Raw genomic sequence first — 25080 nt, 5'->3', positions numbered from 1 at the left:
ATGACCACCTGGCAAGCCGTGAATCCGGACTTCGCCGACCTCGTTCCGGCCGTGGTGCTGAGCATGCCCGCGGCACAGCATCTGGGCTTCGGATTCACTCGCGTCGACACCGGCGCGGTCGAACTCGTGCAGCCGCATCGGAGGGAGCTCACCCAGCACGACGGCTACTTCCAGGCCGGGGTGCTGGGCGCACTGGCCGATTTCGCCGCGGGATCAGCGGCGGGGACGCTGCTGCCACCGGGCTGGGTGAATATGACCATCGACTTCACGGTGAAGATCCTCGCCCCGGCGAAGGGGCCGACGGTGCTGGCGCGCGGGCGGGTGATCAAACCCGGTGCGCTCATCACCATTGCGGCGGCGGATCTGTTCACCGGGGATGAGCACGAAACCCTGTGCGCCACAGCGCTGGTGACCATGCGCAATATCCGGCTCGCCCAGCAGTGAGGGCCGACCCGGATTAGTGCACGCCCTCCATATGGCGGCTCACCCACGGTGCGATCGCCCAGACCACCGCGCCGACCGCGATCGTCACCAGGCCGGTGATGCCGAAGTACGCGAGTTCGTGCGAGGGATCGTAGAACTTGGAGAGCACGCCCGACATCGAGGTGCCGATACCGACCGAGAAGAAGTACAGCGCCATCATCTGCGCGCGGAAGGCATTGGGGGCCAGTTTGGTGGTGACCGCCAGGCCGATCGGCGAGAGCAGCAGTTCGGAGATGGCGAAACCGGCCAGCACCGCGAACACGAACAGGATCGGCACCGTCTTGCCCTCGGTGCCGGAGTACAGCGCGAACAGCATGAACGCCGCACCCATGCCGAGCACGCCGAGCGCGAACTTGCGCGGGGTGCTCGGGGCGCGATTGCCCAGCCGGGTCCACAGGATCGCGAACAGCGGGGACAGCGCGATGATCCACACCGGCTCCATGGAGCCGATCCAGTTGGACGGCGCGGTCCAGCCGAACACATTCCAATTGATGCGCTCATCGGAGTAGACCGCGAGCACGGTGAAGATCTGCTGGAACAGCGACCAGAACACCGCGTTCGCGATGAACAGTGGAATGAAGGCGCGCACTCGGGTGCGTTCCACCGCATCGACTTTCGAGCTGGTCAACATGATCGCGAAGTACACGATCGAGGCCAGCACGATCACGCCGGTGGTCATATCCGGCAGATTCGACAGCGTCAGCACACCGGTCAGCGCGGCCACCGCGACGATCACCGCGAGCACCGCCACCACCAGCAGGGTGCGCGGAATCTCGGTGCGCGGCAGCGGATTCGGCACCTCGCGACCGTGCGTGCCGAGATTGCGGCGGAACACCACGTATTGGGTCAGGCCCAGCGCCATACCGATGGCGGCCGCACCGAAGCCGTAGTGGAAGCCGACGTGGTCCTGGAGTACGCCGGTGATCAGCGGTCCCGCGAAAGCGCCCAGGTTGATGCCGAGGTAGAACAGCGTGAAACCGCCGTCCGCCCGCGCATCGTTCTTGTCGTAGAGCGTGCCCAGCAGTGAGGACGCATTGGCCTTGAGCGCACCCGAACCCAGTGCCACCAGCACCAGACCGACACCGACACCGGTCAATCCGGGCAGTACGGCCAGGGCGATATGTCCGGCCATGACGACCACGCCGCCGTAGAAGACCGTGCGCTCCATCCCCAGCACCCGGTCCGCGATCCAGCCGCCGAGCACCGTGGAGAGATAGACGAGCCCGCCGTACGCGCCGACAATGCCGGTCGCCGTGGACTTCTCCAGCGCCAGGCCGCCATCGGTCGTGGAGTAGTAGAGGTAGTAGCCCAGGATCGTGACCATGCCGTAGAACGAGAATCGTTCCCACAGCTCGACGCCGAACAGATTCGCGAGACCGATGGGATGTCCGAACAGGGTGCGTTCGGAGACCGGTTTCGCGTGATGCGCTACTCCAGACATAGCTCAGACCCTCCCATATTGGGCAATCTGACAGCAACCTCAGTTGTTAACCTGAGTCACAACCATATGGCGAAAGCCCTGGTAACAGCCGTGAAGCAGCAGGAAGTTCGGTTTGCCGGCGCGTGTCCGAATCGGTAAAAGCGTCCCCGGCACGCCGAGGACGCCCCGAATCAGGCGATCGACAGCGCGATACCGTCCAGAATGTCGTGCTCGCTGATGATCAGCTCGCCGATGCCCGCGCGCCGCGCCAGCTCATCGGCCAGCACCTCGGCGATCACCGCGCCGCCGCCGATCACATCGACCCGGCCCGGATGCATCGGGCCGAGCGCGGCCCGCTCATCGTGGTTCATGCCGATCAGCCGATCGCACACCTTGCGCAGCTCGCCCAGCGAGAGGCGGGTGAGATGCACCCGCTCCGAATCGTATTCGGGCAGGTCCAGGGCGACCGCGGCGAGCGTGGTCATGGTTCCGGCGACACCGACCCAGGTGTGCGCGCGCTCCACCGGCACCACGCCGAACGCCTGCGCCAAACGCTCGGAGGCGAAGAAGCGCGCGGCCGCCACCTCCTCGCGGGTGGGCGGATTGCCGTGCAGGCAGCGCTCGGTAATGCGCACGCAGCCGATATCGGCGGAGTAGGCGGACTGCACGCCGTCGGCATCACCCAGCACCACCTCGGTGGAACCGCCACCGAGATCGACGACCACGAAAGGTCCGGCCTCGCTGGACAATTCACCGACCGCACCGGCGAAGGACAGGCGGGCTTCCTCATCACCGGTGATGACCTCGGCCTGCGCGCCCTCGACCACGCGGCCGAGTTCGGCGGCGGTCATGGCGAAGAAATCCTCGCGATTGCTCGCATCGCGGGTGGCTGAGGTCGCGGTCATGCGGACCCGGGTCACCCCGTGCTCGACCATGAGATCCACGTAATCGTGCAGCGCCACCCGGGTGCGCTCGATGGCCTCCGGATTCAGCGAACCGGTCGCGTCCACGCCCTGGCCGAGGCGGACGATGCGCATCTCACGGTGCACATCGGTGAGTTTGGGCGATGCGCCATCCCGGATCACATCCGCGATCAGTAGGCGGATGGAGTTGGTACCGCAGTCGATCGCGGCGATCCGGTCGCTCATCTATTCGCCCTCTGCCGCAGGATTTTCGTACTTGGGCCAGTCTGCCGGAATCGCGGTGCCGCGCAAGCCATGCGCAGCGGCGAGCGCGACGGCCTCGTCACCCAGCGGGTTCACGCCCGGCCCCTTGGCCAGCGAATGCGCGATCAATACATGCAGGCATTTCACCCGATCCGGCATACCGCCACCGGCGAAATCGGTGCCCAGATCCTCGATGGCATTGCGCTCGGCGAGGTAGCTGTCGTACGCGGCGCGATATCCGGCCGCCAATTCGGCGTCGTGCGTGAGCCGTTCGGTCATCTCGCGCATGATGCCGGTGGTCTCCAACCGGCTGGCCTCGGCGGTCAGCCGCGGATCGGTCAGGTAGTACAGCGTCGGAAACGGTGTGCCGTCGGGCAGTTTCGGCTGCGTCTTCACCACGGCGGGCAGACCGTCCGGGGTGTGATAGGCGATCTCCAGTACGCCGCGCGGCTCACGCCCCAGTTGCTTGGCGACGATCTCGAGATCCCGCTCGCTGGGTGTGCGGTGGCTCTCGGATGCGGTCACCTCGGTTGTCCTTCCTGAATGGGGGCGGGCGGATTCGGCGCGGGCGGCGCCGGATTCGCGGCTGGGGCGGCACTGGGCTGCGGCTGCGAAATACTGCGCCACAATTCCGTGTACCAGGGGTCCGGCTCGCGCGTCTTGGCGGGCGGGACGGGTACCGCGGGCTGTTCTATCCCGGGCACCTGGACGATGTACGGCGTCTCACCGGGCAGCACCAGGCGCAGCCGATCCCGGGCCTCGGCCCGGATATAGGCCGGATCCTGTTGCTGCGCACGGCGATCCCGCAGTTTGGCGACATCGTCCTGTAGTTGCTCGCGCTGCGCGGCGAGCGAAGCGGCCTCGGCGCGCTGGGTGAAATAGGTGCGCAGCGGCACCGCGAGGGTGAGCGCCAGCCCGCACAGCACCGCGGCGAGCAGAATCGCGCGGCCCGTGGACAGGCCGAGGATCTTATGTTCGTGCCGTTCGGATTTGGCCCGCGAGGCCCGTCGCGCGGTGGCCGATTTCGCGGCCGAACGGCGCTTGCTCACACCGCTGCCGCTCGCCGAACCCGATGCGGTGCGCTTGGCCGCCGCGCCGGAGCGCGGTTTGGCCGCACCGGATCGGGGCTTGGCCGAACGCGACGGGCGGCGGTCACCGCGTCCTGCCGGACTGGTACCGCGCGCCCGTCGCTCCGTCATCTCACACCTCGAAACTCAGCGGATTTGCCCAACTTCCGGGGGTTGTCCGAACCAGGTCCCGCAACCCCGTACGCCCGGCAGGTGCCGAGTCACCGCTCGATTATTCAGCCTTCGAACGCGAAACGCGGGAAGGCGACGTCACCGGCGTAGCGCGCCGAGTCACCGAGGGCGTCCTCGATGCGCAGCAGCTGGTTGTACTTGGCGACCCGCTCCGAGCGCGCGGGCGCGCCGGTCTTGATCTGACCGGAGCCCACGGCCACCGCGAGATCGGCGATGGTGGTGTCCTCGGTCTCGCCGGACCGGTGGCTCATCATCGTCTTGTACCCGTTGCGGTGCGCCAGATCCACGGCGTCCAGGGTCTCGGTCAGGGTGCCGATCTGGTTGACCTTCACCAGCAGCGCGTTGGCCGCGCCCTTGGCGATGCCCTCTTCCAGACGCTCCGGGTTGGTGACGAACAGGTCGTCGCCGACCAGCTGCACCTTGTCGCCGATGGCGTCGGTGAGCGCGACCCAGCCGTCCCAATCGTCCTCGGACAGCGGATCCTCGATCGAGACGATCGGGAACTGGGTGATCAGCTCGGCGTAGAAGTCGTTCATCTCGGCGGCGGTGCGCACCGAGCCCTCGAACTTGTAACCCGAACCGGCGGTGTAGAACTCGGTGGCCGCGACATCGAGCGCGAGCGCGACATCGGTGCCGAGCTTGTAGCCCGCCTTGTCGATGGCGATGGCGATCAGGTCCAGCGCGGCGCGGGTGCCCGCGACGTCCGGCGCGAAACCGCCCTCATCGCCGAGACCGGTGGACAGGCCCTGGGCCTTGAGCACCGACTTGAGCGAGTGGTAGACCTCGGTGCCCCAGCGCAGCGCCTCCTTGAAGGTGGGCGCGCCGATGGGGGCGATCATGAACTCCTGGACGTCGACGCCGGTATCGGCGTGCGCGCCACCATTGAGGATGTTCATCATGGGAACGGGCAGCACATGGGCGTTCGGTCCGCCGATGTAGCGGAACAGCTCCAGGCCCGAGGATTCGGCGGCGGCGCGCGCCACGGCGAGCGAAACACCCAGCAGCGCATTGGCGCCCAGACGCGACTTGTCCGGGGTGCCGTCCAGATCCAGCAGGGTCTGATCGACGGTGCGCTGTTCGACGGCGTCCAGGCCGATCACGGCGGGCGCGATCTCGTCGAGGACGGCCTCGACGGCCTTCTGCACACCCTTGCCGTTGTAGCGGTCGCCGCCATCGCGCAGCTCGACGGCCTCATGCTCGCCGGTGGACGCGCCGGACGGCACGGCCGCGCGAGTGAGGGTGCCGTCGTCGAGAGCGATCTCGACCTCGACGGTGGGGTTGCCACGCGAATCCAGGATCTCGCGAGCTCCGACCTGTTCGATGATGGCCACGAAACGACACTCCTTCGGCTGCTGACTCGGCAGGTCGCACGGCAGTCCCGTGCTGAGCCGAGCCTAATGCACGCCGAAACCACGAGAACTATCAGGCGGAACGGCCCACGCTGTAGGCGGCGGCGCGGTAGCGGACCTTGTTCATATAGGCGGTGGATTGGTTGTAGGTCATCAGGGCCTGCTGCCAGCCGGGCGCTTCGCCGAGGTTGCCGCCGCTGGCGCAGAGATAGCGCGCGGCGGTGAGGGCGGCGTCGTCGATATTGTCCGGATCCGCGATGCCGTCGCCATTGGCGTCGACGCCCCAGTGCTGCCAGGTTTCCGGGATGAATTGGAACGGGCCCATGGCGCGGTCGTAGACCGGATCACCATCCATCTTGCCGCCGTCGGTATCCGGAATGTGCGCGACATCCGGTCCGCCGTCGAGCGCCACGCCGCGGATGGGTGGCGAAACCTTGCCGTCCTGGGCCACTTTCGCGCCGTGATAGGTGCCGTGCCGACTCTCCACACTCGCGATTCCGGCGATGGTGGTCCAGCCGATACCGCAGTCCGGCCGGGATCTGGCCATGACCGCGGCGGCGTAGCCGTACGCCTCCAGCGCCACCTCGGAGATGCCGAGGGCATCGGACTGCTGCTCCGCCCACCCGCGCAATTGAATCGCGCTGCGGCCCGGGGCATCCAGATCGATCACCGGCAGCGGCGTCCCGATGCCGGGCGGCATGGAATCCGGCACCGGGGTGAGATTCGTTGTACCGCAACCCGTCAGCAGTACGAGAGCGAGCGCCGAGCCCAACAGGCCGACGCGGGACGATATGGCGCCGGCGGCGGCTTTCTCGAAACGCACCCTTCTCATCATCCAGATAGTTCGCTCGTTCAACCACGAACGTGAACGCCCACCGGCGGGAGTCGTCCCGATCGATGCGCTTCGGTTACCGTTCGCACTCGTGCTTTGATACTTCTCAGCTATCTTCTCGACACGCTCTTAGGTAAGCCTTGCCAAATTTGGCGCTGCCCGATACCTTCGCTCGGGTACCGAAATCCGCTTGTCACCTCTGAGGCCAGGAAGGTAACCCCCTTGGCGAAAAGCGTTCTCTCCGAACGTAAGACGCTTCACCCATCGGAACTCGAACGACGCGAACTGCCGGAGGCCGCCGGACACGCCGTGCGTGCCCTGGCGGATGAGATCGCCGTCACAGTCGGGATGAACCCGGCGATTGCCACCACGCTCGGCAACCCGGGCCTGCTGCACCACATCGACACCCGCTTTTCCGAATTACCCGAGGAAGTGCACCGCGCCATGCGCGCCCCCGCCACCTCCGCGGGCGTCACGATCATCAGCCGGTTACCGCTCAGCGACGATGAACTCGGACAGACCCCGATCGACTGGCGACAGGCCGCCGCATGGGCCGGGGAGCCCGAGCGCGCCCATTCCTCCTTCGCGCTGGACCTCACCATGTTGCTGCTGGCGCGCTGCGCGGGTGAGCCTTTCGGCTGGCAGGGCCAGCAGGGCGGGCGACTGGTCAACAACATCCTGCCCACGCCCGGACACGAACAGGAGCAGTCCGGGGCCAGCAGCACCACACTGCTGAGCCCGCATACCGAGGACGCTTTCCATCCGCGCCGCGCCAATCTGCTCATGCTGGGCTGCCTGCGCAATCCGGATCGGGTCGGCACCACGGTGTCCTCGGTGCGGCGGGTGGAACTGTCTGCGGCACAAAGGGATCGACTCTCGCACCGGGAACTGCCGATTCTGCCGGATGTGTCCTACGGCACCGATTTCCCGGAGCAGGAGACCCCGGCCATCGCCACGCTCGGCACCGATGACGGTCGGCTGACGCTGCGCTACGACCCGGCGTACACCCCGCTCGCGGACGCCGATGACGAATTCCGCTCCGCCTACGATCATCTGGCGACCGAACTCGAAAGGGTCTGCATCACCGCCGCTTTGACCCCGGGGGAACTGTTACTGGTGGACAATGACGTGGTGGTGCACGGACGGGTGCCGTTCACCCCCCGCTACGACGGCACCGACCGCTGGCTCAAGCGAGTGAACATCAGGCTGCCCCAGCGCCGCCGTGATGCGTCCGAAGCCGCCGAGACCGGATACGGCCAGCGGGTGGTGGCGCCATTCCGCATGATCCGAGGTAACCGCACGTGAACAGCCGACCGACCCCGCTGCGTGTACTCAGTCGCAGCGATCTAGCCGATGTCCCGATCAGTCCCGCGGAGGTGGTGCGCGCCGTGGAGGACGCGTATCTCGCCTTCGCGGCGGGAGATTCGGATAATCCACGCAAGCTCAGCGTCGCCCATCCGGACGGCTGGTCGGTGGCCTACGCCATGCTCGGCCGCGACGGCCGCCGCCGGGTGGTGGCCATGAAGACCTCGTACAAATTCGATCCGCATCACGACCGCTCCACCAAGCGGTACTACACCACCATCACGCTGTACGACGATGCCACCGGTATGCCGCTGGCGATGATGGACTGCGCACGGGTCGGGGCGCTGCGCACGCCCGCGGTCTCGGCGCTGCTGGTGCGCGAGACCGCCCGGCCGGGTGCGCGTTCGGTGCTGCTCATCGGCACCGGCACCCAGGGCCGCAACGCACTGCCGCATCTGCTGGCCGCGAATCCGCAGCTGAACCGGCTGATGCTGTACGGCACCCATCCCGAGGGCATCGAATCGGTGTATCAGCAACTGCTGCACCATAATCCGCAGGCCGAACTGGAGCTGGTGAGCGATCCGCACGCCGCCGCCCGCACCGCCGATGTCATCCTGGCCACCGCCGGGCCGGGCACCCAGGTGGCCATCGAGGCCAAGGATCTGGCCCCCGGCGCGACCGTGGTGCTGGTCGGCTACGGCCTGGCCCCGTCCACCCTCACCGAGGCCGATCGGGTGATCGCCACCAGCGCCGAGCAGATGGCGCTCACCGGCACCGATATGGCCGGACCGGACGGGCGACTACGCCGGGTCGACGCTGAGCTACCCCAGGTGCTCAATCACCGCAGCGTCGGCCGGACCTCCGATGAGGAACGAATATTCGTCTACAACAGCGGCCTGGTGCTCACCGATATCGCGGTCGCGCACGCACTCGCGACCCGCGCCATCGCCGAGGGTCGCGGTACGGAAGTGGCGCTATGGGATTGAACCGCGCCGAAACAGTAGAAAGGGGACAGCCCGGCAGATGGATATCACCGATCCCGCCGAGCTCACCGAGATAACCGCCACCCCGATGCCCGCGCACCGGGCCGAATGGGAAGAACTGCTGCTCGCGGACACCGAATTGCTCGGCCGCATCGCGAGCACGATCGACGGCGCGTTCCATGTGCTGTTCCCGGCGCGAATTGTGCAGAACATCAAGGCGTTTCAGGACACCTTCGTCCGATACGGGGTGAACGGGCGGATCTACTACGGCAAGAAGGCCAATAAAGGCGCGAGCGTCGTGCGGGCCTGCCGCACCGCCGGAGCCGGGGTGGACGTGGCCAGCGTCGGCGAATTCCGAGCCTCGCTCGGCGACGGTATCGCCGGGACCGATCTGGTGGTCACCGGACCCGCGAAATCCGATGCGCTGCTGGCCCTCGCGGTCCGCGAGGGCGCGCTCATCGCGGTCGACGGACCGGACGAACTCGACCATCTGCACGCGATTGTCGCCGCCATCACCGCCGCCGGGCACGAACTCACCGCGCGAATCCTTTTGCGCGTACTGCCGCCCGGATCGCACAGCCGATTCGGCCTGACCGGCGAGGAACTCGACCTGGCCGTGAAACGCGTCGATCCGAATTCGATTTCCCTGGAAGGCTTCAGCTTTCATCTCTCGGGCTACCGGTCGATCGCGCGTGCCGACCTCGCCGCCGCGCTGATCCCGCGCTGCCTCGAGGCGCGCGGCCTGGGCCATCGGGCCGACACCCTCTCCATCGGCGGCGGATTCGGGGTGGACTACGTCCCCGAGGCCGCCTGGCGCGCATTCATCGACGGCGTCAATCCCGCCTGGTTCCACGGTGATCGAGCGCCCGCGCCCGATTCGTACTACCCGTACCACTGCCCCGAACCCGGTCCGGACATGCTCGCGGCGATCCTGCGGCACGACGATCTGGGCGACCGGCTGCGCACCGCGGGAATCACCCTGGCCATCGAACCCGGCCGGGCGCTGCTGGATCGCGCGGGCAGCACCGTTTTCACCGTGCAGGGCCGGAAAACCCGTACCGCACATGGCCGGGACTATCAGATACTCACGGTGAACGGCACCAGCCTGAGCCTGTCCGAACAATGGTTCAATACCGAATACCTCCCCGATCCGGCGCTCTGGCCGCGACACACCGGGGAAATGACGCCCGCCTGCGTAGGCGGCGCCAGCTGTCTCGAAGACGATATGCTCAGCCGGCGGCGGATTCCGCTGCCTCGCCCGGCCGAAATCGGCGACCTGCTGATCTACCCCAATACCGCGGGTTATCAAATGGACAGCAATGAATCGGCCTTCCACGATCTGCCGATTCCGCCGAAGGTCGAATTGTCCGCCTCCGACGGGAACGCACAGTTCGGATGGCGTTTCGATCGATAGCGTCGAACAGCATTTATCCGCATTCACACCGATCGCAAGGAGATACCTTCATGCCTGTTGTCACCACGCGCGTGACAGACCTCATCGGGCATACGCCGCTCTTCGAATTGGCCGTCACCGATACCGGCACCCGGCTGTTCCTCAAACTCGAGAACATGAATCCCACGGGGGCCGCGAAGATTCGGATGGCCCGCGCCATGGTCGACGACGCCGAAGCGCGCGGGCTGCTGCGCCCCGGCGGGCATATCGTCGAATCCACCTCCGGCAATACCGGTTTGGGCCTGGCCGTTATCGCGGCCGAACGCGGGTATCGCTTCACCGCGGTGGTCGATCACCACGCCTGCCGCGACAAACTGCGAACGATGAAGGCGATGGGCGCGGAACTGGTATTCGTCTCCGACGGCGATGACGACAATCTCTCCACCTCGGCGCGTGAGGAACTCGCCGAGCGACTGGCGCTGGAGGAGCACGCCGCCGCGGTGGCGGCGGGCGAAGTCCCGAATGTGTACTTCACCGAACAGCACAACAATGACGCCAATCCGGTCGGCTACTACGAACTCGCCGAGGAACTGCTGGCCGATCTCGGCCGGGTGGACGCGCTGATCTCGGCGGTCGGCACCGGCGGTTCCATGTTCGGCACCGCGCGGCGGCTGCGCGATCTCGGGCACGAACCGCTGCTGTACGGGGTGGAACCGGTGGGGTCCATCGCCTTCGGCGGTCCGGCCGGGCCGTACTGGCAGTCCGGCACCGGCACCCCGGAGGGCGCGGATCCGGGCAAGATCGTCGCCGAGGATCTGGGCCTGTTGAAGGAAGGCGTGAAGGTTTCCGATGTGGAGGCGTTCGCGACCGCCCGGGTGGTCGCGCGCAAACTGGGCCTGATGATCGGCGGGTCGGCGGGCGGATCGGTCTTCGCGGCCCTGGAGCGGATGGACGAGTTCCCGGCCGGGTCGGTCGTGGTCAGCATCGTCTGCGACGGCGGCGAGAAGTATCTGGACACCGTCTTCGACGACGACTGGATGAGCGACCGGGATCTGCTGGATTCCGAGACCGAAGGTAAGGTCGCGAAAATGCTGGACAGCTACGCGCCAGCGCGCGATCAGCAGTCGCGCGCCGCGACTCGGCACACCGAGGACACCCATGCGATCCTGCTGCCGCACGGCGCCGCCGAGGTGGCCGCCGCATCCGCGAACGGGGCTGCGGGCAAATGAATTTCGGCCCTCGGCAATCGGACGGACGTCAGCTCACCGCGCTGGCCACGCCGATCGCGCTGACGCAACTCGCCCAGGTGGCGGTCTCCACCACCAATATCGCGCTGATGGGCACGCTCGGGGTGCGGCAGGTGGCCGCCGGTGGCCTGGCGCTGGTGCTGTTCAACCAGATCCGCACCATGTGCGTCGGGTTGATCACCGGTACCGGCAATCAGGTGGCGACGGTGGTGAGCCGAGGAGAGAAGGGCAGTCACGCCGTCGAACGCGAGGTGCGGGAGGTGGTGCGGTCCAGTTTCCTGATCGCCACCCTGGCCGGATTGCTCGGCGGCGCACTGCTGATCGGGCTCGGCTGGGCGCTGCAATGGCTCGGACAGGACGCGGCGGTGCTCGCCGAGGCGCGGCCCATGATGGTCGCGCTCGCGCCGGGACTGCTGCCCTGCCTGTGGTTCCAGGTGCTGCGCCAGTACTCGGTCGGTATGCAGCGACCGCAGGCGCTGCTGCTGGTGACGCTCGGTTCGGTGGCGCTGAACGTGGCGCTGGCGCTGGCGTTCATGCACGGCTGGCTGTTCCTGCCCGAACTCGGGCTGACCGGAATCGGCGTGGCGACCTCGCTGGTCTTCCTGATCACCTTCGGGGTGTTCTGGGCCATGGTGCGCCGGGACGCGAAACTCGGTGCGACACTGCCCGTTCGCATGTGGCCGGTGCACTGGGCCACGGTGCGCGACGAACTGAAACTGGGTACGCCGATCGCGCTCACCTACGGGTCCGAGGCGGGCATGTTCTCGGTGCTGGCGCTGGTCATGGGCAGTCTGGGAGCCGCGGCGCTGGCGGCGCACAATGTCGTCTATCAGATCGTGTACATCGTGTTCCAGGTGGCGATCGGGCTCTCGCACGGCGCGTCGATCCTGGTGAGCAAGGCCGTCGCGCGCGAGCGATACTCGCACGCGCGGTCGGTGGCCTGGCTCGCGCTGCGCTACGCGGCGATCATCACCGCGCTCACCGGCATCGTCTATGTGGCCGCACCGGATTGGGTACTGCTGCCCTTCCTGGACGACACCGATGCCGCCACCGTCGCGCTCGCGCACACCCTGCTGCTCATAGCGATCGTGCTGCAATTCTTCGATTCGGCGCAGAACATCGGCGTCGGACTGCTGCGCGGGCTCAAGGACACCAAGGCGGGTTTCCGGCTGTCGCTGGTGGGGTATTGGATTGTGGGATTACCCACCGCATTGCTACTGGCATTCCCCTTGAATCTGGGGGCCGCGGGTGTGTGGTGGGGCCTGACCGCCGGGCTCGCCACCACAGCTGCCCTGATGCTGCGGCGCTACTTCACGCTGCTGCACGCGCGTGAACAGGAACATCCCCGAGTGCTGGCCGGTAGCCTCGGGCATTGAGCCGTCACGCAAACCTCACCTTCCCGCAAGCATGCCGTCACTGGGCGTGGGCAATCTGGTGTAAAAGGCTTCGCTATTCTGGCTGACGGAATCGGCAAGCCGAGGGCACACACCATCCGGGGAGGATGTCCGTGTACATCGCGAGAGTCGCTGAATATCCGAGGGCAGACCATGTGCTGTTCCATTTCAGCGACACCCACCTGATCGCCGCAGACGCCGATCTCTACGGGGACGTCGACGCGGAGGCCCGACTCGGCCAACTGCTCGGCGAGGCCGAGGCGAGCCATATCAAACCCACCGCGATCGTCTTCACCGGCGATCTCACCGATCAGGGCGAACCGGGCGCGTACCGCAAATTGCGCGCACTGGTGCAGCCCTGGGCCGACCGCATCGGCGCACCACTGGTGTGGGTGGCCGGAAACCATGACGATCGAGCCGCGCTGCGCGTGCACATGCTCGACGAAAAGGGTTCGGGCGCACCGCTGGACGCGGTGCACATGTTCGACGGGCTACGCGTGATCGCCCTCGACACCACCGTGCCCGGACACCACTACGGTGAGATCACCGACGGCCAATTGGCCTGGCTGCGTACGGTATTGGCCGAGCCCGCGCCGTTCGGGACCATTCTGGCCATGCACCATCCGCCCATCCCCTGCGTACTGGATCCGGCCGTCTCGGTGGAGCTGCGCGATCAGCGCCGCCTCGCCGATGTGCTGGACGGCACCGATGTGCGCGCGATTCTGGCCGGGCACCTGCACTTCTCGACCAGTGCGACCTTCGCCGGAATTCCGGTGTCGGTCGCCTCGGCCACCTGCTACAGCCAGGATCTGGCGGTGCGGCAGGGCGGTATTCGCGGGCGTGACGGCGCGCAGGCGTTCAACTACGTGCACATCTACCCGGACACCGTGGTGAACTCGGTGGTGCCGATCGGCGCGGGCAGCACCGTCGGCGAACCACAGACCCCGGAGCAGGCGGCCCAGCGGCTCGCCGACGCCGGGATCGTGATTCCACCGGCCGCGGGCATCCCGCACGTACTGCGCCGGCGGGACAAGGCCACCGAGGCCGGCTGAACCGAATTCGGTTCAGGCGGCGCCCGATTCGAACGCGGCGAGCGATCCCGTGATCGAATCGGGCTTCTCCCAGGGCGCGGGCTCCGGGAAATAGGTCTCCAGGAATTCCGAGACCGCGCGCACCCGTTCGGCTTCCGGGACCTCCGGGAAACTGCCGTCGTTGAGGCAGAAGAAGTCCACATTGCGCCGCCTGGCCAGCCCCTCCAACAGGGCCAGGCCGGTGTACATGGTGGTGTCCACGTAGCGCATCTTGGCCGCCTCCTGCGGTACCGCGCGGCCGGTCAGCAGGGCGTAGTAGTGGTACAGCGAATTGGTCACCGAGATATCGGTGGCGGCTCGGAACCGGCTGGTGCGGGTGCGGGCGAAATCCTCCGGGAACGCCTGCTCCATCTCGTGCAGCACGCTGCGGCGCAAGGGCACCGGGGTGTGCTCCAGATGCCTGGTGATCATATGCCCGAAGCGGCCCTGCAATAACTGCCGATTCATGCGGGCGGCATTCTCGAAACCGCTGCGGCGTTCATTGTTGGCGCCCGGGCCGATTCGCGTGCCGGCCTCGATATAGCGGCTGATCCCGCCCGGGGTGAAGAACATGGACGGGCGCACCGGGCGCGCGAAGAACATATCGTCATTGGAGTACAGGAAATGCTCCGACAACCCCTCGATATGCTGCAATTGGCATTCCACCGCATGGGAATTGAAGACCGGCAGCCCGCTGACATCTGGGAAATGGTCGATGGCGCGCACGACCGTCACCTTGGGATCGTCGCCCAGCCACTCCGGCACCTTGGAATCGGTGGCGATGAAGATGCGGCGGATCCACGGCGCGTTCTTATGCACCGAGCGCAGCGCGTACCGCAGCTCGTCGATCTGCCGGATGCGGGCGTCGGCGGCATCACCCTCGCCGACCACCACCTGCGCCAGCATTCCCGCACGGCGAGCGCGGAATTCGGGATCGGTGCCGTCCACCCAGGAGAAGACGATATCGATATCGAAGCCGACATCGCCCGGATGCGGGGCGAACATGCCGGTCAGGGTGGGCCAGCTGGTGTCGTAGAGCAGGACGGTGCTCTGCTCCACATCGGCGAGGTCGAACACATTGCGGGTCAGCGCGTTCGGGCGCGGGCATTCCACGGTGTCGCCGTGGTACTCCCACAGCTCGATATCCACGTGGTGCGCGGTGTCCAGATCCCGGCCCAGCCGGAACACATTGTGCTGCTTCTCATTGCAGATGAACCCGGCCACCATGGCGGCGCCCAGCACCCGTCTGAGCGCGGCTCTGTGCGCGGCGTCGACCGCCAGCACCAGCCGATGGTCGGAGTCGCGCACCAGCAGGTACGGCACCTCCGCCGCTATCATCTCCGCGCGCAGATGGCGCAGATCGTCGAGCACCGCGCTCGACGTACCCAGATTCGCCACGCTCGCGCCTGGCGTCCATGTCCCCATGTCCGGCTGCTGCCCCGAACCCATATCCATCACCGGTCTCCGCTCTCTTCGTGTTCTCACCTCACACGCCTCACCTGCACCGCAGCAGCCGCCCAGCCGTCGCCGGGAGCGCGAAAACCGTTGCGCGCCATACTTTCGATGCTGCTGCGTTCGTCTACGCCGAGTGGCGGACGGCTTCACCGGGCGGTCATCGGCCGGTTACTCGCATGACCCCGTTTGGTCGGGGGACTGTAACGAATGATGCATTCGTTATCGCCGCTAGTCAATCTATTGCCACGCAGGTCCGATGGTGTTTTCACACACGTAACGGACAAGTGGGACGTCCCGGGCGTTCCGAGCCGCGCTCGCGGAGGCCAGCGGGCAACGGCGGCAACGGCATACACTTGTCTCAGCACAGTCCAGCCCACTGTGCTTTACCCGATCGTGAGGTGACGAAGATGGTAGCCGGAGCGCGGGCGCGACAAGAGTCCTCGACGGAAGGCCCGGAAACGGAACACCCGGAACTGCCCATCCTACCCGAGTGGCCATTGGACACCATCGGGGTGCTGGTGACCACCGATCCCGCCCCGCACGCCATTCCGGTCTCCTGGCCGGTGCGCGCGGGCGACAGCCGGATTCTGCTGAGCCTCAAGTCCGATCGCGGATCGCTGGCGCGGCTACGCGAACGCCCCGAGGTGGCGCTGCTGATCCTGGGCGGCGGCAATGTGGCGCTGTGCGCCCGCGGTCGCGCCGAGATCGTGGCGGATCCGATGCCGGGCGCGGACGATTACACGGCGGTCGCGATCGAGGTGTCGGTGATCGATGATCATCGGCAGTCGGCGTTCGCGGTGGCGGCCGGAATCCAGCGCAATGTGATCGATCCAACGGAATTGCGCTACTTGGAGAAACGCGTGGCCACGCTGAAATCCATGGCGTCCGAAGGCAACTGAACGGTATCACTCGTCGGTTAATTCGGACATTCCAGACATAGTGTCCCAACCGAAACCCCAGCGCGAAAATGAACGCGCACAGTGGGTCCCCGGATCGACCATAATCGGGAAGGGATGCGGTGTGAATGCGCCGCGGGGAAGGAGATCATGTCTGTCAGCTTGGCCAAGGGTGGAAACGTTTCGCTCTCCAAACAGGCCCCGAACCTCACCAAGGTCGCCGTCTGCCTGGGTTGGGACGTTCGCACGACCACCGGCGCGGACTACGACCTGGATGCCAGCGCGATGGCCTGCGGACCGAACCAGCGGGTGCTGTCGGATGCGCATTTCGTGTTCTACAACAATCTGCGCTCGCCGGAAGGCACCATCGAGCACACCGGTGACAACCTCACCGGCGCCGGCGACGGTGACGACGAGGTGATCAATGTCGATCTGGCAGCAATGCCCCCGACGATCACCAATATCTTCTTCCCGGTATCGATCCACGACGCCGACGCTCGCCGCCAGTCCTTCGGACAGGTCCGCAACGCCTACATTCGCGTTGTCGACGCGGCCACCAGCTCCGAGCTGGCCCGCTTCGACCTCACCGAGGACGCCTCCACCGAGACCGCCATGGTCTTCGGCGAGCTCTACCGCAACGGCCCGGAATGGAAGTTCCGCGCCATCGGCCAGGGCTACGCCTCCGGCCTCGGCGGTATCGCCCGCGACTACGGCGTCAACGTCTAACCGAGCGTCGCACCGACACAGCGCTACCCCGCCGAATCACTCGGCGGGGTAGCGCTTTTCACTACCCCGGCCAATAGTTGGCGACGCTGTGTCGCCAACTGTGATACTTTGGCGACGCAGTGTCGCCAAACTACGGGAGGAGCGGTTGTGCCGAAGATCGACGCGGCAACGGTCGCCGAACATCGCGCCAATCAGGAGGACGCACTGCTGGCCGCGGCCCGGGAGCTGCTGCTCAGCGGCGGACGCGGAGCCGTCACGCCCGCGGCCGTCGGAGCCGCGGCCGGATTGGCGCGCAGCAGTGTGTACAAGTACTTCCGGTCCGGGGAGGAGATCCTCGAACGAATCGTGGCGAACGCGTTCGAGGATTGGACGGCGGTGGTGCGCGCGGCCGTCGAAGAGGCCCGCGCCGCCGAAGGGCGGATCGACGCCTACGTGCGAACCTCATTGGCGCTGGCCGGTTCCGGGGCGCATCGAATCGCGATGGCGGGGGGCGGGACAGCGCCGGACGAGGCGGCCCGGGAGCGGATCGCGGTCGCGCATCGGGCACTCGCCGCACCCCTGCGGGAGGCGCTGAGCGAACTCGGGGATGCCGATCCCGCGCTGACCGCGGAACTGGTCGACGGGGCGATCGGCCGCGCCATCGATCAACTCGACGCCGGGGGCGATTTCCGGCATATCCAGACCCGCACGCTCACCTTCGTGCGGCGAGCGGTGGGAATCAGTTGAGCTGGCGGATTTTCGCGGCTATGCGGTCGGCGATGGGGGCCGAGGTGCGGGCGTCGGCGTAGGCGCAGCTGGAGACTTCTATGACGGCGTTGCCCTGGGTGCGGATGGTGTCGGAGCAGACCCGGGTGCTGCCGGTGAAGGTGAGGGTCCAGTCGGCGGAGACGGCGGACGGGTCGGTGTTGTGCGGGATGGCGGTGATGCGCATGACGCTGGGGGCGCCGTTGCCGGTTTTGGGGGTGGCGGTCAATTGTTTGCCGTTGCAACCGGACAGGACGGCTTTGTACTGGTTCACCAGGGCCTCGGCCACCAGGAAATTCTTGTAGGTGGAGACGGTTTCGTAGATGGTGTGCTGCGGACTGTCATCGGCCTCGCGCAGCGAGCGCAGGCGGAAGCCGGTCCACTTGTCCGCGTAGACATCCAGATCGGCGGTGTACTCCATGGGCCCGCATTCGGCGGGCTGATAGGTGAGGTTCGGGGTGGTGGGGACGGTGTTCTCGAACTTCTGCACCAGGGCGGTGGAGGCGACGATCTTGCCGGCGTCATCGGTGGAGAGCAGCACATCGGGAATGCGATCGGCGCTCAGGCGGGCCATTTTCACCACTGCCGGATCGGGAGCGGCGACACCGCTGACCACCTTGCCGCACCCCGTCACCACGAACAGCAGCGCCAGGCACACCGCGACCATTCGCCCCTGCATCGGCCCTCCTCCACACCCGAAAACAGCAGAAGCATAGCGGTCGGGCGCAACGACCCGCCCGGCGTGAATGCGGCGATCAGGTCACAGCCGACCCGCGTCCGGCATCACACCGGCCAGTAGGCGCGCCACTGCTCGGGTGTGAGGGAAAGTCGTTCGCCGCGAGCGGCTTCCGCCGCATCCTCGGCCGCGCGAATGGCGGCGGCGAAGGCGAGCGTGGCCTTGCGCAGCCGTTCCTCGGCGCTGTCCGGACCGCCGAGCCGGACCATCCGCAACTCCAGCGGAATCAGGTCCTCCGGCAGTCCGGCCTTACCGCTGCGCGAGCGCACCTTCTCCGCCAGCGCCAAAGCCGGTTGGGCCATGGCGATTCCGTCCAGACAGGAGCGCCGCGACTTCTCCGCGGTCTTGCGCTCCTCCCACGCCGCCTCCTGCGCGGCGATCTTGGACTCGATATCGGCGGCCGGATCGATGCCGTTGTCGAGCAGATGCGGACTGCGATGGGTCAGCTTGGCGACCAGCGCGGCCGCCACCTCGGCGACCGTGAATTCCCCTGCGGCCTCGGCGATTCGGGAGTGGAACAGCACCTGCAACAGCAGATCGCCCAGCTCCTCCTTGATGGTCTCGGCATCGGCGTCCTGAATCGCGTCGAGGAGTTCATAGGTCTCCTCCAGCAGGTACGGCCGCAGCGAATCATGGGTCTGGGTGACCTCCCAGCCGCCGAAATTCCACAGCCGATCCATCACGTCCACGGCCTCGCCGAGCGCCTCGGTCATGCGCGCGGTATCGGCGGTCAACTCCGCCGCGGACACCGCGTGCGCCGAAAGTCCCTGCGCCACAGCCGCAGCCGCCTCATCGTCACGCGCGGAGGTCATCGGGCGGTGGCCGCCTCCGGCGAGATGCGCACATCCACCGCGCCGGGGGCTTTACCGTCCAGCGCGAGCAGCAGGTCGGCGACGAACTGGAGCACCTGCACATCGCGGACGCGGGCCGCGCCGACGCTGTCCTCCACCCGAGGCAGCGGCAACTGCACGATGCCGGTGGCCGGACGGTAGGTCGCATTCGGGTAAAGGCGCTTGAGCCGCAACTGTTTCGAGTCCGGCAGCTGCAACGGCGCGACCTTCAGGGTGGTGCCGGTGACGCCGATCTCGGCGATCTTGTACTCCCGCGCCAGCAGCCGCAGTTTGGCCACCGAGACCAGTCGGCCGACCTCCACCGGGAGCGGGCCGTACCGGTCGACGAGCTCCTCCACCACCGCGGCCAGACCCGAATCGTCCTGGGCGGCGGCCAGTTTGCGGTAACCCTCGAGCCGCAGGCGGTCCGAGGCGATGTAATCCGGCGGAATGTGGGCGTCCACGGGTAGGTCGATCCGCACCTCACGGATCTCCTCGTCGACGGTGATCGGGCGGCCGTCGGCGGCGGCGCGATACGCCTCCACCGCCTCCCCCACCAGGCGCACGTACAGGTCGAAGCCGACGCCCGCCACATGTCCGGACTGTTCCGCGCCGAGCACATTGCCCGCACCGCGAATCTCCAAGTCCTTCATGGCGACCGCCATACCCGCGCCCAGATCCGAATTCTGCGAAATGGTGGCCAGGCGGTCGTACGCCGTCTCGGTCAACGGCTTCTCCGGCGGGTACAGGAAGTACGCGTACCCGCGCTCCCGACTGCGGCCCACTCGCCCGCGCAACTGGTGCAGCTGCGAAAGCCCCAGTGCGTCAGCGCGTTCCACGATCAGCGTATTGGCATTGGAGATATCCAGACCGGTTTCGATAATGGTGGTCGAGACCAGCACATCGTATTCGCGCTCCCAGAAACCCTGCACGGTCTTCTCGAGGGTGTCCTCGTTCATCTGCCCGTGCGCGATCGCCACCCGCGCCTCGGGCACCAGATCGCGAATCCGCTTGGCGGCCTTCTCGATCGAGGACACCCGATTGTGGACATAGAAAACCTGGCCGTCACGCAGCAGCTCACGGCGAATGGCGGCGGCCACCTGCTTATCGTTGTACGCGCCCACATAGGTGAGCACCGGATGCCGCTCCTCGGGCGGGGTGAGAATGGTCGACATCTCGCGAATACCGGCCAGGCTCATTTCCAAGGTGCGCGGAATCGGCGTCGCGGACATGGTGAGCATGTCCACATGCGTGCGCAGCGCCTTGATGTGCTCCTTGTGCTCGACGCCGAAACGCTGTTCCTCGTCGATAATGGTGAGGCCCAGGTCTTTCCAGCGAATACCGGTCTGCAGCAGCCGGTGCGTGCCGACCACGATATCGACGTCGCCGGAGGCCATGCCCTCGGTGATCTCACGCGATTCGGCGGCATCGGTGAAGCGGGACAGGCCCTTCACGGTCACCGGGAATCCGGCCAGCCGTTCGTGGAAGGTCTGCAGATGCTGTTGCGCCAGCAGGGTGGTCGGCACCAGCACGGCGACCTGCTTACCGTCCTGCACCGCCTTGAACGCCGCGCGCACCGCGATCTCGGTCTTGCCGTAGCCGACGTCACCGCAGATGACGCGGTCCATCGGGACCGCCTTCTCCATATCGGCCTTCACCTCGGCGATGGCGGTGAGCTGATCGACGGTCTCGGTGAAGGCGAACGCGTCCTCCATCTCCACCTGCCACGGCGTATCCGGGCCGAAGGCGTGCCCCGGCGCGGCCTGGCGGGCGGCGTAGAGCTGAACGAGTTCGGTGGCGATCTCGCGAACGGCCTTGCGCGCCTTGCGTTTGGTGTTCTGCCAATCCGAACCGCCCATCTTGGACAGGCTGGGGAGTTCACCGCCGACATAGCGGGACAGCTGATCCAGCGAATCCATCGGCACGAAGAGCCGGTCCCCCGGCTGGCCGCGCTTGCTCGGCGCGTATTCGATGACCAGGTACTCACGCCGCGCGCCGCCGACCGTGCGCTCGATCATCTCCACGAACCGGCCGATGCCGTGCTGATCGTGCACGACCATATCCCCGGCCCGCAGCGCCAGCGGATCGACCTGATTGCGGCGCTTGGCCGCGAGCTTCTTCCCCTCGCCGGGCGCGGTCACCCGATTGCCGGTGAGATCGGATTCGGCGACCACCACCAGCTTCGCGTCCTCGAAGATGACGCCGTCGTGCAGTGAACCGCAGAGCACCCCGACCAGCCCGCGCACCGGTTCGGCCCCGGCCGCGAGGGCGGCGGCGGGCACCTCGGCCTCGCCGAGCCGCTCCAGAATGCGTTGCGCCGTACCGTGTCCCGCGACCACGATGACCGCGCGACCGCCGGTGGAGACGTGCGCGCGCAGCGAGGCGAAGATGGTGGCGACCAATTCGTCCGAACCGCGCGCCGAGGGCGCGGACTGCACCGGCAGCACGATCTCGTCCGGATGGTCGGCGATCAGCGGGCTCAGCGTCCACCACGGCAGGCCGCGCTTATCGGCGTCGGCGTGCACCACGTCCAAGCCGCGATAGGCCGAGGCCGCCAGATCCAGACCGTGCGCGCCCAGCGGGGCCGCACCGCCGAACGAGGCCGCGGTCCAGGACGCCTCCAGGAATTCCTGCCCGGTGCGCACCAGATCGGCGGCGCGGGTGCGCACCTTCTCCGGATCACACAGCAGCACATGGGTATCCGCGGGCAGCACCTCGGTGAGCAGTTGCAGCTCCCCCGGTTGCAGCACCGGCAGCAGCGCCTCCATACCCTCCACCGGAATGCCCTGGGAGATCTTCTCCAGCATCTCCACCAGGGCCGCGTCGGCCGGATTCTCCGCGGCCACCTCGGCGGCGCGCTCGCGAAGTTCGGGGGTGAGCAGTAGCTCCCGGCAGGGCTGGGCTATCGCCAGTTCGATCGGCACATCGTGGATGGAGCGCTGATCGGCGACCGAGAAGGCGCGCAGCTCACTGATCTCATCGCCCCAGAACTCCACGCGCACCGGATGATCCGCCGTCGGCGGGAAGAGATCGAGGATGCCGCCGCGCACCGCGAACTCACCGCGCTTGCCGACCATATCGACGCGTTCGTACGCGAATTCCACCAGCCGGGCGAGCAATTCGTCGAAATCGAACTCCGCGCCGACCCGCAGCACGATGGGTTCGAGATCACCGAGCCCGCGCGCCATCGGCTGCATGAGCGAGCGCACCGTTGTGACCACCACGCGCAGCGGTTCGCCGTAGATGGTGTCCTCGGGATGCACCAGCCGCCGCAGCACCTGCAGCCGCTTGCCGACGGTGTCCGCGCCCGGGGACAGCCGCTCATGCGGCAGCGTCTCCCAGGATGGGAATATCGCGACCCCCGCGCCGACGATTTCGGTGAGCTCGGCCGTCAGATCATCGGCCTCGCGCCCGGTGGCGGTCACCACCACCAGCGGTCGCTCCCCGGCGATGGTCGCGGCCACGAAGGGCCGCGCCGCCGAGGGCGCGACGAGCATTGCCGAGGCCCGTCCGATCAGCTCTTTCACCTGCTGCAAGGAGGTATCGGCACCGGCCACCGCAGCCAGTCCCGCGAGAGGTGGACGTTGGCTCGACATGAGGCAGACTCCTGGGCGCGCAGAGAGCGGGTAGGACAGCTCAACGAGTCTAATCACCCGGACCGACAGCGGTGGCTCCGCCTCACTGGCCTGCGGGCGAACCCGGGAGCACCGGGGGTGATTCGTGCTTTGATGTCTATATGTCCTATGTGGTCGATCCACGGGTGGATGCCTATATCGACGGACTACCCGAATGGCAGCAGCGGATCTGCCGGCAGGTGCGCGATATCGCGCACGCGGCGGACCCTGCGGTCCAGGAGACGATCAAGCGGACGGTGCAGCCGTACTTCGTGCTCGACGGCAATATCTGCGCCCTGCTCGGCACCAAGAAGGCGCTGGACATCTTCCTCTACGACGGCGGCATCGTGGCCGACCCGCACGGCATCATCACCGGCGGGCACGACAACAAGACCGCGCGCATGATCGCCGTGCACGAGGGCGAAACCCTCAACGCCGCAGCCCTTCTCACCATGTTCAAGCAGATCATCGCCAACAACCGCGCGGGCGGCTGGCGACGGCTCAAACGCGAGAATCCGGATATGCCCCGGTAACTACTGCACGTAGCGGCGGAGGCGGCGGGCCGCGAATTCCCTGAAGTACGCGACCTTTTCGTCCGGAACGATGGACGGGAGCAGGAAGTACCAGGCCCGTTCCATGCGGGTCGCCATCTGATCGATGGTCTCGGTGCTGACCGCGACCATGTGCACGCCGGTCGTCACCTCCTGCAGCAGCAGGCCGATGGTCTCCGGATCCAGGTCGGGCTCCAGATCACCCTGTGCGATAGCGCGTTCGGCGAGCAGCCGATGCGTCTCACCCCAGGTCTTGGCGATGTTCTCACCCGTCGCGCCGCGGTAGTCGCCGATCTGGTGGGTCAGCTTGAGCATCGCGCCGACCATCGGATCGTTCATGGTCAGATCGGCCACCACGTAGGTGATTCCGATGCACGCCTCCAGCGCGGGCACGCGCGGATCGAAGAAGCCCTGACAGGCGCTGATCAGTCGCTCATTGCCCTGATCGACCACGGCGCGCGCCAGCTCCTCCTTGGAGCCGAAGTGAAAGTACAAGGCGCCCTTGGTCACATTCGATTGTGCGATGATCTCGGACAGGGACGCGTTCGCGTAACCCAGTCGCAGAAAGACATCGGCCGCGCCCGCGAGCACGGAATCGCGAGTGATCTCCGCACGCGCTTGCCTAGCCATCAGATCCGCCTGTCATCAAACCAGCCATCCTGAAGTAGACCGACATCCTGAAGTTGACCGACATCACAGTTCGAACAGCACTCGAAGGATGGGTGAACCGTACCACCCGGCTGCCGTATGCCAGTCGATTCGAGCATTCGACCCGTCCTCCTTCGCAATTCGCTGGTTAACTGTCCAGTTCCGCCGCTGTGCCACACCATTTTCAGACCTATAGGTCTCGTACGCCTTTGCCGCTGGGCCATTCCGACGCCAGCTTGGGCTCGGCCTCGAGATGGGTGAGACCGTTCCAGCACAGGTTCACCAGATGCGCCGCAACCACTTCCTTGGACGGCGACCGCTCGTCCAGCCACCAGGTCGCCGCCGTTGCGACCATGCCCACCAGCGCTTGTGCGTACAGCGTCGCCAAACTCGTATCGAAGCCGCGGCGTTCGAAATCCCCGGCGAGTATGTGCGCCACCTGATTCACCGCTTCGTTCAGCAGACTGGAGTAGGTGCCCTCGGCCGCCGACGCCGGTTGATCGCGCATGAGGATGCGAAACCCATCGGTCCGTTCCTCCATATAGGTGAGCAACGCCAGCGCCACCTGTTCCAGCCGCACCCGCGACCGGTTCTGCGACAGCGATGCGGTGATCATCTCCAGCAGCGCGGACATCTCCCGATCCACCACGACGGCATACAAACCCTCCTTGCCGCCGAAGTGTTCGTACACCACGGGTTTCGAGACCTGCGCGCGCTGCGCGATCTCCTCCACCGAGGTGGCGTCGTAGCCGCGCTCGGCGAACAGGGTCCGCCCGATCTCGATGAGTTGCTGTCGCCGTTGGGTTCCCGTCATACGCGGACGCGACACCCGGCTGCCATCACCCGTAGTCATCGCCCCGCCTCCCTGTATGCCGTACGAACGTACTAGTAACTCTCTCAGACACCGAGCGAACTGTCTCAGAGCGCCCCACCGAGACCTGTCGGCTGGAACACCCTCGCCACCGCGGCGCGAAACTCT

The 25080-nt window shown here is 66.7% G+C and carries 23 protein-coding genes; 11 read left to right on the top strand and 12 right to left on the bottom strand.

Annotated features, from left to right (window positions below; translation table 11 throughout):
* Positions 1–444, top strand: coding sequence for a PaaI family thioesterase (locus ACFC0O_RS33505; RefSeq protein ID WP_375965090.1), 444 nt, complete (start codon positions 1–3; stop codon positions 442–444).
* 13 nt (positions 445–457) lie between these two features.
* Here ACFC0O_RS33505 and ACFC0O_RS33500 read toward each other — a convergent pair whose 3' ends face one another.
* From ACFC0O_RS33500 to ACFC0O_RS33475, 6 genes are all read right to left on the bottom strand, one after another.
* Positions 458–1924: a peptide MFS transporter gene (locus ACFC0O_RS33500; protein WP_375965087.1), complete on the bottom strand. Its 1467-nt coding sequence runs from the start codon at positions 1922–1924 to the stop codon at positions 458–460.
* 170 nt (positions 1925–2094) lie between these two features.
* Entirely contained in the window at positions 2095–3051 is a 957-nt protein-coding gene (locus tag ACFC0O_RS33495; protein WP_375965084.1) for an exopolyphosphatase, read from the bottom strand.
* Positions 3052–3594, bottom strand: a complete 543-nt coding sequence (locus ACFC0O_RS33490; protein ID WP_375965082.1) for a DUF501 domain-containing protein — start codon at positions 3592–3594, stop codon at positions 3052–3054.
* A complete protein-coding gene (locus ACFC0O_RS33485) occupies positions 3591–4268 on the bottom strand; it encodes a septum formation initiator family protein (RefSeq protein WP_375965080.1) in 678 nt (225 codons plus the stop codon). Before ACFC0O_RS33485 ends, ACFC0O_RS33490 begins: the two co-directional genes overlap by 4 nt.
* Before the next feature lie 104 nt (positions 4269–4372).
* Positions 4373–5659, bottom strand: a complete 1287-nt coding sequence (gene eno, locus ACFC0O_RS33480) for a phosphopyruvate hydratase (RefSeq protein ID WP_364641965.1) — start codon at positions 5657–5659, stop codon at positions 4373–4375.
* 91 nt (positions 5660–5750) lie between these two features.
* Positions 5751–6509: a lytic transglycosylase domain-containing protein gene (locus ACFC0O_RS33475; protein ID WP_375965078.1), complete on the bottom strand. Its 759-nt coding sequence runs from the start codon at positions 6507–6509 to the stop codon at positions 5751–5753.
* A gap of 222 nt (positions 6510–6731) precedes the next feature.
* Between ACFC0O_RS33475 and ACFC0O_RS33470 the strand changes: the two genes are divergently transcribed.
* The 6 genes from ACFC0O_RS33470 to ACFC0O_RS33445 all read left to right on the top strand — a co-directional run bounded on the left by ACFC0O_RS33470 (position 6732) and on the right by ACFC0O_RS33445 (position 13883).
* Entirely contained in the window at positions 6732–7814 is a 1083-nt protein-coding gene (locus tag ACFC0O_RS33470; RefSeq protein ID WP_375965075.1) for a TauD/TfdA family dioxygenase, read from the top strand.
* Complete coding sequence (locus tag ACFC0O_RS33465; protein WP_375965073.1) at positions 7811–8800, top strand: ornithine cyclodeaminase family protein; 990 nt, start codon at positions 7811–7813, stop codon at positions 8798–8800. The genes ACFC0O_RS33470 and ACFC0O_RS33465 overlap by 4 nt, the downstream gene beginning before the upstream one ends.
* A 37-nt stretch (positions 8801–8837) precedes the next feature.
* Positions 8838–10211, top strand: coding sequence for a Y4yA family PLP-dependent enzyme (locus tag ACFC0O_RS33460; RefSeq protein WP_375965071.1), 1374 nt, complete (start codon positions 8838–8840; stop codon positions 10209–10211).
* Positions 10212–10261: 50 nt separating this feature from the next.
* Entirely contained in the window at positions 10262–11419 is a 1158-nt protein-coding gene (locus tag ACFC0O_RS33455) for a PLP-dependent cysteine synthase family protein (RefSeq protein ID WP_375965069.1), read from the top strand.
* The gene (locus ACFC0O_RS33450; RefSeq protein ID WP_375965067.1) at positions 11416–12813 is read left to right on the top strand and encodes an MATE family efflux transporter; all 1398 of its coding nucleotides are present in this window, start codon (positions 11416–11418) and stop codon (positions 12811–12813) included. Before ACFC0O_RS33455 ends, ACFC0O_RS33450 begins: the two co-directional genes overlap by 4 nt.
* 131 nt (positions 12814–12944) lie before the next feature.
* Complete coding sequence (locus ACFC0O_RS33445) at positions 12945–13883, top strand: phosphodiesterase (RefSeq protein ID WP_375965064.1); 939 nt, start codon at positions 12945–12947, stop codon at positions 13881–13883.
* A 12-nt stretch (positions 13884–13895) separates the two neighbouring features.
* On the opposite strand, the gene ACFC0O_RS33440 is transcribed toward ACFC0O_RS33445, so the two are convergent.
* Positions 13896–15356, bottom strand: a complete 1461-nt coding sequence (locus tag ACFC0O_RS33440) for a stealth family protein (protein ID WP_375965061.1) — start codon at positions 15354–15356, stop codon at positions 13896–13898.
* A gap of 407 nt (positions 15357–15763) precedes the next feature.
* Here ACFC0O_RS33440 and ACFC0O_RS33435 point away from each other — a divergent pair, with 407 nt between their 5' ends.
* The 3 genes from ACFC0O_RS33435 to ACFC0O_RS33425 all read left to right on the top strand — a co-directional run bounded on the left by ACFC0O_RS33435 (position 15764) and on the right by ACFC0O_RS33425 (position 17704).
* Positions 15764–16255: a hypothetical protein gene (locus ACFC0O_RS33435; protein WP_364641989.1), complete on the top strand. Its 492-nt coding sequence runs from the start codon at positions 15764–15766 to the stop codon at positions 16253–16255.
* A 147-nt stretch (positions 16256–16402) separates the two neighbouring features.
* Positions 16403–16978, top strand: coding sequence for a TerD family protein (locus ACFC0O_RS33430; protein ID WP_375965058.1), 576 nt, complete (start codon positions 16403–16405; stop codon positions 16976–16978).
* 147 nt (positions 16979–17125) lie between these two features.
* Positions 17126–17704: a TetR family transcriptional regulator gene (locus ACFC0O_RS33425; RefSeq protein WP_375965056.1), complete on the top strand. Its 579-nt coding sequence runs from the start codon at positions 17126–17128 to the stop codon at positions 17702–17704.
* Here ACFC0O_RS33425 and ACFC0O_RS33420 read toward each other — a convergent pair.
* The 3 genes from ACFC0O_RS33420 to mfd all read right to left on the bottom strand — a co-directional run bounded on the left by ACFC0O_RS33420 (position 17697) and on the right by mfd (position 22884).
* Positions 17697–18401, bottom strand: coding sequence for a sensor domain-containing protein (locus ACFC0O_RS33420; RefSeq protein WP_375965053.1), 705 nt, complete (start codon positions 18399–18401; stop codon positions 17697–17699). The genes ACFC0O_RS33425 and ACFC0O_RS33420 overlap by 8 nt on opposite strands.
* 104 nt (positions 18402–18505) lie before the next feature.
* On the bottom strand, positions 18506–19171 hold the full coding sequence (locus ACFC0O_RS33415) for a MazG family protein (RefSeq protein ID WP_375966398.1): 666 nt from the start codon (positions 19169–19171) through the stop codon (positions 18506–18508).
* 95 nt (positions 19172–19266) lie between these two features.
* Entirely contained in the window at positions 19267–22884 is a 3618-nt protein-coding gene (gene mfd / locus ACFC0O_RS33410; protein WP_375965051.1) for a transcription-repair coupling factor, read from the bottom strand.
* A gap of 140 nt (positions 22885–23024) precedes the next feature.
* On the opposite strand from mfd, the gene ACFC0O_RS33405 reads away from it, so the two are divergent.
* Positions 23025–23435 carry a DUF1801 domain-containing protein gene (locus ACFC0O_RS33405; protein WP_375965048.1) on the top strand — a complete coding sequence of 137 codons (411 nt, stop codon included), beginning with the start codon at positions 23025–23027 and terminating at the stop codon, positions 23433–23435.
* On the opposite strand, the gene ACFC0O_RS33400 is transcribed toward ACFC0O_RS33405, so the two are convergent.
* Positions 23436–24083, bottom strand: a complete 648-nt coding sequence (locus ACFC0O_RS33400) for a TetR/AcrR family transcriptional regulator (RefSeq protein ID WP_330184966.1) — start codon at positions 24081–24083, stop codon at positions 23436–23438. It lies immediately after the preceding gene.
* A gap of 208 nt (positions 24084–24291) precedes the next feature.
* On the bottom strand, positions 24292–24915 hold the full coding sequence (locus ACFC0O_RS33395) for a TetR/AcrR family transcriptional regulator (RefSeq protein WP_153803761.1): 624 nt from the start codon (positions 24913–24915) through the stop codon (positions 24292–24294).
* Between the last annotated feature and the right edge of the window lie 165 nt (positions 24916–25080).

This window comes from Nocardia sp. NPDC056100 (assembly GCF_042266325.1).
Taxonomy (GTDB): domain Bacteria; phylum Actinomycetota; class Actinomycetes; order Mycobacteriales; family Mycobacteriaceae; genus Nocardia.
The sequence above is the reverse complement of the archived record's forward strand: the minus strand, read 5'-3'. Positions and strand labels throughout refer to the sequence as shown.